Raw genomic sequence first — 11227 nt, 5'->3', positions numbered from 1 at the left:
TTTCGAGGGCGACGTGTGCACGATGGAGGTGTTCCGACCGGATTACTATAAGCTGTCCAACGAGGAGAACATCAAGAAGGCTGCCGAGGTCACCCGCGCGCATGTCGCAAAGTATTGGTAACACCTATCACTCATTTTCTTTTCTTCTGGCTATTTGCCAAAGCAAAAGGGGCGCTGTTTTACAGCGTCCCTTTTGCTTACTTCCCCTCGTACATCCGCCGCTTGAAGAAGAAAACCGGGGACAAGCCCCGATTTCTCATATCAGCCATATACCTTTGCTACTTCTTCGCGGGCGATTTCAACCCAACGGGATGCGTTGCGGGGGGTGTGACCAAGGGTGTGGTTGTCCTTCATCAGCAATTCTACACGGTTGCCGTTCTGCTTGCAGTAGTCGAGTACTTCGTGCAGACGGCGGCGGATGTAGTCTTCATCCGGCTGTGAGACAGCGATATCAGTCGGGCTGACCTTATAGCAGTAAACATAATCACCCTTGAGGAATTCGCTCATTTTGCGGCTGTCCGCCCACTGCGATACGGATACGCGGCGCAGGCGTGGAATGGAGGCCTTGACGTACTCCCAGCGGCGATCTAGACCTTCGCAGCAGCCGTAATAGTTGAGGCCAAATTTTTCCGAGATTTCGTGCTGATAGGGCAGTAGGAATTCCCTGACCATCTCCGGGGAGACCTCGCTGGTTTCCTGCGCTTCGTTGAACCCCCACATGTCCATTAGTGTGATCTGTCCAGGTATGCCGTGCAGCTGGTCGGTAAAACCGATGCCGCCCGAGCCAATGTACATGCTGCTCGCGTTGTTTGGGAGCAGACCGTTTTTCTCCAGATAATCGAACTTGTGCAGATATCCGTCGGTGAACAGACGCATCATCTCATGCACCTTGTCCGGAAAGTCATAAAAGTCGCACATCATGTTTTCCATGCCGCGCAGGTTGGAGTAGGAAAGCGACAGGTCGGGCGACCACCACCACTTGTGGCGGAATTCGACTTCGAGCAGGCCGTCAAACACGTCCTTGGCTGTTTCAAACGCCTTGTTGGACGCTTCCCAGTCGATGTGGATCTCTGGGGTCTTGATGACAGTGGCTAGATCGAGTGCTTCGAACTCGTCCTCGTCCAGTTCGGCCAGTGGGCTTTTCCAGACATAGGATTGACCCTGTGTCGGGTCGCCGATACGTTCTTCCTCAATGCCCCAGCCGGTATCTATCGCATGATAGGGCAGGTAGAGTTTGGCTTCGACCACTTTATCATCCTTCATGATCTCAGCCCAGTAAATCTCCTTGCGCAGCCACATCTCCCAGTCTCCGGCCATTTCGCCTTCGCACTTGATGCTTTCATTCCATGGGAAGATTTCATTCCACCCGTTTTCGCAGTCTATAAAGATGACCGGCTGCTCGGTTTTCAAATCGTTGTGCGCGATCCAAAGCGTTTTCTTTTCCTGCTCATACGGACGCTCAGCCAACGTGCGGAGGCGCTCACCAAGTTTGCGTAAGATGGCGCGATCGTGGTCGGATACTACACATTGTTCGACCGGCCAGCCATGCACCATCAGGTTGCCGCCCTGACCTTGGTCAATTCGGTTCGCGCCTACAAATTCATCTACTTTCATTGGAATTCTCCTTTGATGGCATCCGCCTTGAGCGGTGTGCATTTTTGTAAAGTCGCAGAGTCGTCTTAAGTCGCAGAGTCATCCTGCGCTTCCGCAAATACCATATCACACCGTTTTTTTATCTGCAACCAACTTCTAGCCGGCGAACTCCACGTATTGTGCATATTTTTTGAAGTTTCCTTGACGATTTTCTTAGCTCTCCGTGAATCGTTGCATTTTTAGCAACACCGTTTCGTTCAGGCTGCGTTGCAGTCGTGCTATAAAGCGCAAAGCCATCCGCTGATTTTAATGTAAGAAGAATTTTGAAAAATACACCATAGAAAAAGATGCGTATTTTGATCAAGTTTTTGCTGAATCTCAGCATTGCCTCGATGGGGGAACTATGCTATATTTTAGTTTTATAAGAATATCCACTGCGTATATCAGATTTATTCCCTGGTACTGATAGAAATTTGTCTTATCAGAAAGGTTGCGATGCCACTTGATTTCGTCTGTCTGCCGCGACCACTTCTACCCGCATCACGGGGCGACTTGCATCGCTTCGCAGCCATCAATAGCTGTATGGCGTGAAGCTGCCGATTTACTGCATTTTCTCTGCTTATCCCGCGCCGTCAACTGCTGTGCCGCTTACCGTAATCTGCCGACGTGGCAGACAGACACGCACCGTTATTCTTCCTGCATGGTCCGGAGAACTGCCGCTGGCCACTGTACAGCAGATGATCGATGTATATTTCGCCGTCTATTCGCAGACGGGTATTTACTTCATTCACGACACAGCTAGCCTGCTGTATTTGTCCGAGATGCCTGGCCGTATGGGGGGTATCTGTGCTGACTTTCCCGCGGATGCGTTGTTTTCGCAGATTCTGCGCGCGGGTGCACTGCTACGTAAAGAATTTTTTATGGGAACTACGATAGAAAAACTTTACTATCTTGAGGCATGGCCTATTATAGCGGAAGCCACGCGATGCTTTCCCTTTACGCGCGGCCGGATATTGCATTGATTTATCTTCCAGAAAGAAGGTCACAGTCATGGAACTGGCCGAACGTTGCCGCCATTTGTGCGCGCACATCCAAACGCTTACCGGAGTACATACCGCTTTGCTTGACCTGACGATGCAGCACTTTGATCTTCCACCATTTCACTCGGGCTGCACCCTGCAGAATGCAGACTGCAACGCCTATCTAACTCATCTATACGGTGCCTACGAAGCCGAGAGATGGGACGGAAAATACATCTATTATTGTCCGCGCGGATTGGTTTTCATCGCAACACCGCCTTTGAAAATCGGCACACCGATGGAGTACTGTCTTATTTCCGGGCCGTTTATCATGTCTAACAACACAACCGACCCCTTTGAAGATTCTGCGCTCTGTCCTGAGCCGCTTGACCACTTACCGTGCCTTACTACAGCGCAGGCACGCGCATTGAGCGAGCTGGCTTGTGCTGCCGTTTCCTCTCTAACACAGGGACTTGCTCCACCTGATGTGGATTCGGGCAATCAGGCTACAATACTGCAGATGATGTACGACCTGACCGCCGAGGATGCAGCCTGCATCTATCCCATTGAAAGCGAGCGGCGCCTGCAGGAGCATATTCGCGCCGGGGCAAAGGATGCGGCGCAGGAGTTGCTCAACGACCTGCTGACCCATATCTACTATCTTGCGGGTAGCGATCAGAGGATCATCAAATCTCGTATACGGGAATTGCTTGTGCTGATGAGCCGTGCTGCGATCGACGGTGGTGCGGATATAAACGATATTCTTGCGCTGTGCTGCCGATATGAGCAGGAGGTGGACAAAATACCGGGGATCGAGGCACTCAACCGCTGGATTGGCTCGATCCTGCATCAGTTTATCCGTTTGGTTTTTGATTTGCGTGAAATCAAGCACCGCAACGTCATTTTTCAGATCACAGCATTTATCAAAGAGCATCTGTCAGAAAAGTTGACACTCGATCAGGCTGCGGAACAGGTATATCTGTCCAAGTCCTATTTCTGCCGTATCATCAAGGATGAACTGGGCTGTACATTCACCGAATATGTCAACCGCCTGCGCATCGAGCGTAGCAAAACCCTACTCTGTGCAACCGGAATGCCAATTGCAGAGATTGCCTGCGCAGTCGGTTTTGACGACCAGAGCTACTTTACCCGCATTTTCAAAAAGCAAATCGGTATTGCGCCGGGCAAATTCCGAGAGCGAGGTACAACACACAAGGCATAAAAAGCCAAGTTCTGTGAGCTATATCTCATTTGTTGAACAGTATGATTTACCACAGATAAACTATTTTACTGTGTCAAACGGGAAAATAAGAGACATACTCAAGAATTCAGATAAATGGATATTGAAGCCGCGTTATTGGAAATGTCAAGCTACAGCGAAATAGCGTGGTGATTCGTGGTCAGCAATCATTACTGCATCCAAGATTGAGGGCGAATCTATCTGGTTGAGGGAGCAGAAGGCTTTACAGCGGAACTTTGTAACCGTGGTAGTGATTGAATGCTTAAGAAATTTTCTAAAGCGGTGGAAGAGGAGCTATTTTCAAATGCAGTGCTTTTGCACAAAGAATGATGCCCTCTCAAAAATACAACCTATAGTTTTTGAAGGCGAGAGACGTCAATATCAAAAGTGTCGGCAATTCAAAAGCTGATGCAGTAATAAAAAAACTGTTCGAACTACTTAAAAGTGAGTTTATGAATTTGCATAAACTTAAGTCTATGGAAGATTTCAAACACGAACTGTTACTTTTATGGATTACTTCAACAATCACCGTATTTTAGATACAGATGAAGGACTTGCCGTCTGCTTTGCGCAAACAGCAAGTCCTTTCCTCAGCATAACATTTTCTTGATATTATTGTCTAACTCTTGGGGTGGTTTTGTTGTAAAGGCACGGCTTTGTTTTGCTGATCAGCGGTTGTAAAACTCGTCAACTGCGGCAAAAAACGCTTCTATATTTTCCCATGGAGCAAGCGGTGGAATATCGCAGCCTGAGGAAATTACAAAATTCGGATACTTGCAGCATTCCTGCATAAGCACAATCGTCTTTTCGAAAATGGACGTGGGTGTACCGTTACGGAATTCAACCGCAGGGTCGATGTTGCCCATGCAAATTATATCTGCAGGCACCTTTTCCATGATTTCAGTCATGTTAACTGCATTGCCGAAGTGGTAGGCATTCGCACCGCACGACAAGATAGAATTCAGTGTGATATTGGCGGTGTTGCCGCAGTTGTGATAGATGACCGCGAAACACTGATCCTGAACTGCCTGAACGATGCGGCGACTGTATTCGCCAGAAAATTCCTCGGCAAGCGCAGGAGACAGTAAACCTGCCAGCGGTTCGGCGATTACTACGCCGTTCGCTCCGACCGCTTTGTATGCTTTGATATATTGAATGATAAACTCGGTGCACTTTTCCAGCACAACATGCACCATGTCTGGTTCTTCATAACAGTAAATAAGTGAATGGGTTACATCCAATAGACGGCCTGCCAGAGAAAACGGCCCGATAACACCCGCAAGCACAGGTCGGTCGCCGATTAGTTTTATTGCTTTAGAAATCGCGTCAATGTAAATCTGTGTGCGGGCTGCACCAATCTCCGGTATCTTAAGCGCCTCTGCCTGCGCCAAGCGTTCTTCCTCTTCTACTTCGGTGGAGAGAACTGGACCGATTACGGTCGGAACTTCGTCATCCGAAACTCGAATGGGTGCGCCGAAGCACTCTGCCTCCACCGAAAGATCCATTAGACTAACTGCGGCACCTGCGTTCGGTGTCCGGTCCGCGACCGCCTTCATGCCATGCGCTTGCAGCGTGCTATCAGAAATAAGATCCTTGACTGTTACATCCAGTAGCTGAATAGATGGAAAGGACAGAATCGGCATTGCCTTCTTGCGAGGTGCCGTCAGCAAATCATGCGTCCATTGATCCATGTTTTGTTTCATCATACTCTACCTCCAAGTCATGTCATGCGCCTGATCGATTTGTTACCTATACAATATCATGGGATCCGCTCGCGTGGTTAGGAGAGAATTGTGCAGAATTGGGAGCCGATTGCCCTATGTCTGTCTTCACTGCACGGAATTTCCGTGTGTCATATTCTGCTTCGATGCAGCAATGCGGCGGACACGTCAAAAAGTGTGCGTCATCCCATGGTCCATTAACCAGAGCTTCTAAAAAGCCCATATCGCCCTCTACCTTAGTAAATTTCCAGCCGAAATCGGCCGCCGCCTGCCGTGCATAGGCTTCGTACTCTGGACTTTCACTCAGCGAGCAGGTAATATAGCCGCAATGCTTGTAATTTGCCATCCAGTTGTTGGTGCATTCCATGAGATAGTCGGCGTTTTCCTCGCCAAATACGGCCGCGTATTCAGCCCAGCGGCGGGCATAGTTTTCCTTGGACGGCGTGAACGCCTGCTCAATCCAGCCGACGTTGTACCAGTAGACTCCCGGCAGCTGCGTAAACAGCGTCCGATACCGAGTAGCCGAGCCTAAGAAGAGCGAGATGCAGTCGTCGCATCTCGGTACAACAATGGGCAACGATCGGCTGTGCAGACCGATCACACCGTTCGCGCACAAACCGTAGGCCAGTACAATGGCTTCAAAATGCAGCGTTTCGGGCAGATAGTCGTTCTCCAGTTCGATCTCATCAATCGTATTTTGTAGCGTTTGCCTCAACATATCCGGCGTATCATGAAGTCCCTGCCGTAGCCACCATACTCGGACAATATGACGACTTTTGGATACCAGATGGGATATCTCCCGGTTCATCACCATACAACCAATCATGCCGATGCGCATATTTTCTGCCTCCATTTCCATGAATGTGCCCATTATACGTCCTCCGAAAGCCGCGGAGCAAGGTATTATATTCAGTTGTGGACGAAAGTACAAAGGAAAAGCAATTTTCTCCAAAAGCACCGTATAATTTTTCTATACATTTTGGCGCATCTTTCTTATACTGAAAACAACAACCTGCCTCAAAGGAGGAGATGACCGGCATGAATCTTGCCATCGGTATTGATACGGGCGGCACCTGCACGGACGCCGTCCTTTATGATTTTGACACCCATCGCGTGCTGGGTCAGAATAAAGCCCTGACTACATATGACGATCTGACGCGTGGCATCCTGCAGGCGCTGGACGGACTGAGCCCAGCCCTGTGCCAGCAGGCCCGGCTGGTCGGCCTGTCTACTACACTGGCGATCAATGCCTGCGTGGTGGGCAAATTTCGCCGGACCCGCCTGTTGTTGCTCGGCATAGACCGCCGCGGCATCGCCAAGTACGGCGCTGCTTACGGATTTACCGACCCGGATGATATTCGTTACCTACCATGTCGCACGACTATCAATGGCTCTATTGAAGAAGAACCCGATTGGGAGCTTCTTCAAACCAACGCCAAAGACTGGTTTGCCGGGGTGGAAGCCTGCGTCATCTGTGAAATCTACGGCATGCGCAATGGTGCGGAGCTGGAAAAGAAGGCGGCATGCATCGTGCGTGAGCAGACCGATCTGCCCGCCGTGTGTGCTAGCCTGTTGTTTGGTGGTCTGTCTAGTCTGGAACGGGCAGCCAGTGCTGTGCTCAACGCAGGGCTGCTGCCGGTTATGCGTGACTTTCTCGACGCAGTAAAGAACGCTTTCCGCGCTCGCGGCATAGACGCCTCCATCTACATCGTGCGCTTGGATAGCAGCCTGATGAGCTTGGATTATTCAGCCGAGCACGCGGTCGAAACTTTGCTATCTGGCCCGGCCGCTTCGGCACTGGGCGGCAGTGCTCTGGCTGGCGAGCCCAATGCCATCATCGTCGACATGGGCGGCACAACCACTGATATAGCGCTGGTGCAAAACGGCGCGCCCCTGCTCTCGGATGACGGCATCCGGATCGGGGAGTGGAAAACACTCATCCGCGGGCTGTTCTCTACCTCGGTTGCGGTAGGCGGGGACAGCGCCATCCGTTGGGATATCCACGGCAACTGGACGCTCGGCCCCGACCGCATCATTCCAATGTGTGTGCTGGCCAGCCTCTATCCGGATGTGACCAATATTCTATGTCAGCAGGTTGAGAACACACCTAACCATACGCTTATGCTGCACGAATTTCTTACTCTGGCTCGAGCCGACTGGGCCAATCTACCGTTTGAACTCGATATGAACGAGCAAAAACTGTGTCGCACGCTTGAGGCTGGGCCACTGAGCGTACAGCAGGCGGCCGATGTGCTTGGAATCGACAAATATCAGTTGCATACTCGCGTGCTCGAACAGGTAGGAATTGTGTTGCGTGCAGGGCTGACCCCGACCGATATCATGCATGTACGTGGCGACTACACCCACTATGATCGCAATGCGTCCCTATATGCCGCTCGGTTTGCTGCTGGGTCGCTACATTTGGAACTCCAAGCCCTGTGCGAGGAGATCTATGCCGAGGTTTCCCGCCGGGTGTTCGATGCGGTCTCGCAGATGTTGCTCGAGCATGTTTCTCCGTATTACCGCACCCACGGGCTGGATGACGGCATGCGCGAACTGCTCCGCCTACAATGGGAAAACCGGGTATCGGGGGGGTGCAGCATGCTGCAATACGCCTTTCGCACTTCAGTCAAAATCATCGGTATCGGCGGGCCGGTACATCTGTTCCTGCCCGCTGCCGCTAAGGCGCTGGGTGCCGAATATATCATCCCAGAAGGTGCGGCCACGGCCAATGCCGTGGGCGCGGTGACTGGACAGGTTACCTGTACGGCCACGGCAGAAATCCGAATGCACAGCCTGCCGATTGAGAACGAAGAACAAGACATCTTCAAAGTGCTCTGCGAAGGTCAGCCGCCCTGCTATTTTGCTGCCGAGGACATGGCGGCTGCTTGGGCTTCCGAACGGCTGATCGAATATACTGCCGCCCGCGTGCGCGAACAAGGTGCGGCGGGAGAACTGTCCTTTGTCACCGATACAGAAAATGTAACCGGCGGCAAGATTTTCACCCGTATCCATGTGACGGCTAGCACCTGTCTGGGTCACACCATGAAGGAGGTTTGCTGAACATGACGATCACGGTAAAAAGCGGTGCACAGACGCTTTCGTTTGACACCGCGCCTGGCGAAACTCTAGGCGATGTACTACGCCGCGCCATCCCGACCTTTTCCGAACCATGCGGTGGCAACCATACCTGTGGCAAGTGCGGGGTGCACATTGAAGGCGCTATTCCCGCACCATCGGCCAGCGATCAGAGGCTGCTCAGCACGGAAGAGCTGGAAGGCGGGGTGCGTCTCGCCTGTTCCTGTCCGGTCGTGGATGGCATGATCGTTCGACTTACGGAAAGCGGATTATCGCGTATCGTGGGGTGGAACAAAACTGTTCCCTTTGACTGCACCGAAATCGGCTACGGCATTGCGGTCGACATTGGCACCACAACGGTCGCCATGCAGCTGTTAGACCGTGCCAGTGGCAAGGTGCTGGCCGAGCAGCTGGAAGAAAACGCCCAGTGTAGCTTTGGCGCGGATGTCATCTCGCGCATCAAAGCCTGCAAGACCGATGGACTGGACATCCTATCCAGTCGCATCCACGAGCAGCTCCAACGTATGGCAGCTACATGTCTGCAGGAAGCGTGCATTGAACACGTCGACGAGGCGGTGGTGACTGGTAACAGCACCATGCTGCATCTGTACGAAGGGCTGGACCCGGCCTCGCTCGCAGTCGCGCCGTTTGATGTGCAGTCCTATTTCGGCTGCATGAGCCGCCACACGTTGGCGGGCGCGCCCGTTTATCTACCTCGGTGCGTTGGTGCCTATGTAGGCGCGGACATTGTATGCGCCATTCTGGCCGCCGGGATGGATAATGGTGTGCAGCTGCTGACCGACATCGGCACCAACGGCGAAATGGTTCTGATGCGGAGCGGCAACCTGTACTGCTGCGCCACGGCAGCCGGACCGGCCTTTGAGGGGGCGGGCCTGAGCTGCGGTATGCCAGCAGCTGCGGGTGCTATCCGCGCCATGCGCCGCGAGGGAGATCGCATCATCTACCAGACCATACAGGATGCACCAGCGGTGGGTATCTGCGGCTCGGGAATTCTGGATGCGCTGGCGATACTGCTCAAGGACGAAATCATGGACGACTCCGGCTATCTTGATGATAATTATACAATCGACGGCACTGGCGTAACCATCACTCAGCGCGACGTACGCCAGATTCAGTTAGCTAAGTCGGCTATTTGCGCTGGACTCATCACCTTGCTGGAAACGCAGGATCTGCCCGTAGACGCAGTCGATCGGCTCGCCATTGCAGGCGGCTTCGGCAACTCGATGAACATGAACTCGGCGTGCGCGATTGGCCTGTTCCCCATAGCGTTGCGAGACAAGGCCGATTTCATTGGCAACGGCGCGCTCGGCGGTGCGGCCATGCTACTGATGAACCACGCGCTGCGCGAAAAAAGCGAACAGATGGCTCAAAACTCTACCGAGATTTCTCTATCTGCCAACCCGACATTTATGGATTATTATATTGATTGCATGTCGTTTATGACCTTTTGATCCCTAAGAACACATAACAAAGCCCGTATTGGATAGCCAATACGGGCTTTAATTTTGTCCGAACAGTAACAAAAACGATAAAAAGGGCAGGTGACTCTTCATCTTCATGCTAGAGTGAATAAACAAGAGAGATTAAGCCGTGCAGATTTCTAGAGCCACATCTGCAGCCGAAGCTGCGTCGGGCGTGTAGCGGTCTGCGCCGATTTGGTCGCAGAACGATTGTGTTATTGGTGCGCCGCCGATCATAACCTTTACATTGCCCTTGAGTTCAGAAGCGTTAACTGCCTCCACGATATCCCGCATCTCGCCCATAGTGGTAGTCAGCAGCGCCGAGCAAGCGATAATCTGCGCATTGTTTTCTCGGGCAGCTTCAATGAACTTTTCAACTGACACATCAACACCCAAATCGATTACTTTCAGACCCTTGCCCTCCATCATCATGCGAACCAAATTTTTTCCGATATCATGCAGATCGCCCTTGACCGTACCTAGAATAACCGTGCCCTTTTCTTCGACGCCATCCGCTACCAGATACGGACGTAGCACTTCGATACCCTTGGTCATAGCACGTGCAGCAATCAGCACTTCAGGAACAAAAACTTCATTGTTTTTGAACTTTGCGCCGATGATATTCATTCCATCTAGTAGACCATGCTCCAGAATCTCGCCTGCTGGTATCCCTTCGTCAAGAGCTTGTTGTACACACATTTTTACTTTCGGCGCACGCCCTTGCTGCAGCCAAGAACTGATATCTTCTAATACGCCCATAATACTATCTTCCTTTCATTTATTATTGAACGCTTTACATTGTTTTCACCAACTGCACTCGTCTCCTTTACTGATCCTATCATAACATTTGGACTTGCTTTTTTCTTGCACACGATTGCCCATTTTGTGACAATCGTTTTTAAAATAACACAAAAAGAGCGGCATGCCGCTCTTTTTGTGTTCCGGGTCATGCCCGATAAGGTAATAGAAGGAAAAATGTACCTATTAGAGGAGTTCGCGTTTAATGCGCTCGAGGGCTTCAGGAGCCTGCTGATCCATCTTCTCCGGGAAGCCGAAGTAGGACACGCATATGATGTTGTCGCCGCCGACCTTGGG

General features: G+C 51.6%; 8 protein-coding genes. 4 read left to right on the top strand and 4 right to left on the bottom strand.

Annotated features, from left to right (window positions below):
• Nucleotides 1–261 precede the first annotated feature (261 nt).
• A complete protein-coding gene (locus ACTQ34_RS16430; RefSeq protein WP_441364725.1) occupies nt 262–1614 on the bottom strand; it encodes a hypothetical protein in 1353 nt (450 codons plus the stop codon).
• Nucleotides 1615–2180: 566 nt separating this feature from the next.
• On the opposite strand from ACTQ34_RS16430, the gene ACTQ34_RS16425 reads away from it, so the two are divergent.
• Both ACTQ34_RS16425 and ACTQ34_RS16420 read left to right on the top strand, forming a co-directional pair.
• Nucleotides 2181–2615, top strand: coding sequence for a hypothetical protein (locus tag ACTQ34_RS16425; protein ID WP_441364724.1), 435 nt, complete (start codon nt 2181–2183; stop codon nt 2613–2615).
• A 28-nt stretch (nt 2616–2643) separates the two neighbouring features.
• Nucleotides 2644–3834, top strand: a complete 1191-nt coding sequence (locus tag ACTQ34_RS16420; protein ID WP_441364723.1) for a helix-turn-helix domain-containing protein — start codon at nt 2644–2646, stop codon at nt 3832–3834.
• Between the two features lie 686 nt (nt 3835–4520).
• On the opposite strand, the gene ACTQ34_RS16415 is transcribed toward ACTQ34_RS16420, so the two are convergent.
• Entirely contained in the window at nt 4521–5558 is a 1038-nt protein-coding gene (locus ACTQ34_RS16415; RefSeq protein ID WP_441364722.1) for a uroporphyrinogen decarboxylase family protein, read from the bottom strand.
• A gap of 43 nt (nt 5559–5601) precedes the next feature.
• Nucleotides 5602–6444: a DUF1638 domain-containing protein gene (locus tag ACTQ34_RS16410; RefSeq protein ID WP_441364721.1), complete on the bottom strand. Its 843-nt coding sequence runs from the start codon at nt 6442–6444 to the stop codon at nt 5602–5604.
• 158 nt (nt 6445–6602) lie between these two features.
• Between ACTQ34_RS16410 and ACTQ34_RS16405 the strand changes: the two genes are divergently transcribed.
• Both ACTQ34_RS16405 and ACTQ34_RS16400 read left to right on the top strand, forming a co-directional pair.
• The gene (locus ACTQ34_RS16405) at nt 6603–8636 is read left to right on the top strand and encodes a hydantoinase/oxoprolinase family protein (RefSeq protein WP_441364720.1); all 2034 of its coding nucleotides are present in this window, start codon (nt 6603–6605) and stop codon (nt 8634–8636) included.
• Nucleotides 8637–8638: 2 nt separating this feature from the next.
• Nucleotides 8639–10123, top strand: coding sequence for an ASKHA domain-containing protein (locus ACTQ34_RS16400; RefSeq protein WP_441364719.1), 1485 nt, complete (start codon nt 8639–8641; stop codon nt 10121–10123).
• Between the two features lie 132 nt (nt 10124–10255).
• On the opposite strand, the gene ACTQ34_RS16395 is transcribed toward ACTQ34_RS16400, so the two are convergent.
• Nucleotides 10256–10891, bottom strand: coding sequence for a corrinoid protein (locus ACTQ34_RS16395; protein ID WP_441364718.1), 636 nt, complete (start codon nt 10889–10891; stop codon nt 10256–10258).
• Nucleotides 10892–11227: the final 336 nt, after the last annotated feature.

Origin of the sequence: Agathobaculum sp. LCP25S3_E8, assembly GCF_052117165.1 — a bacterium.
Classification (GTDB): Bacteria; Bacillota; Clostridia; order Oscillospirales; family Butyricicoccaceae; genus Agathobaculum.
Note: the sequence above shows the minus strand (reverse complement) of the source record. Positions and strands in the feature narration are given on the sequence as shown.

What these genes read in the sequence shown, in the direction of transcription:
- ACTQ34_RS16405 (WP_441364720.1), top strand. Translation starts at nt 6,603, where the DNA reads ATGACCGGCATGAATCTTGCCATCGGTATTGATACGGGCGGCACCTGC.
- ACTQ34_RS16395 (WP_441364718.1), bottom strand. Translation starts at nt 10,891, where the DNA reads ATGGGCGTATTAGAAGATATCAGTTCTTGGCTGCAGCAAGGGCGTGCG.
- ACTQ34_RS16430 (WP_441364725.1), bottom strand. Translation starts at nt 1,614, where the DNA reads ATGAAAGTAGATGAATTTGTAGGCGCGAACCGAATTGACCAAGGTCAG.
- ACTQ34_RS16400 (WP_441364719.1), top strand. Translation starts at nt 8,639, where the DNA reads ATGACGATCACGGTAAAAAGCGGTGCACAGACGCTTTCGTTTGACACC.
- ACTQ34_RS16420 (WP_441364723.1), top strand. Translation starts at nt 2,644, where the DNA reads ATGGAACTGGCCGAACGTTGCCGCCATTTGTGCGCGCACATCCAAACG.
- ACTQ34_RS16410 (WP_441364721.1), bottom strand. Translation starts at nt 6,444, where the DNA reads ATGGGCACATTCATGGAAATGGAGGCAGAAAATATGCGCATCGGCATG.
- ACTQ34_RS16415 (WP_441364722.1), bottom strand. Translation starts at nt 5,558, where the DNA reads ATGATGAAACAAAACATGGATCAATGGACGCATGATTTGCTGACGGCA.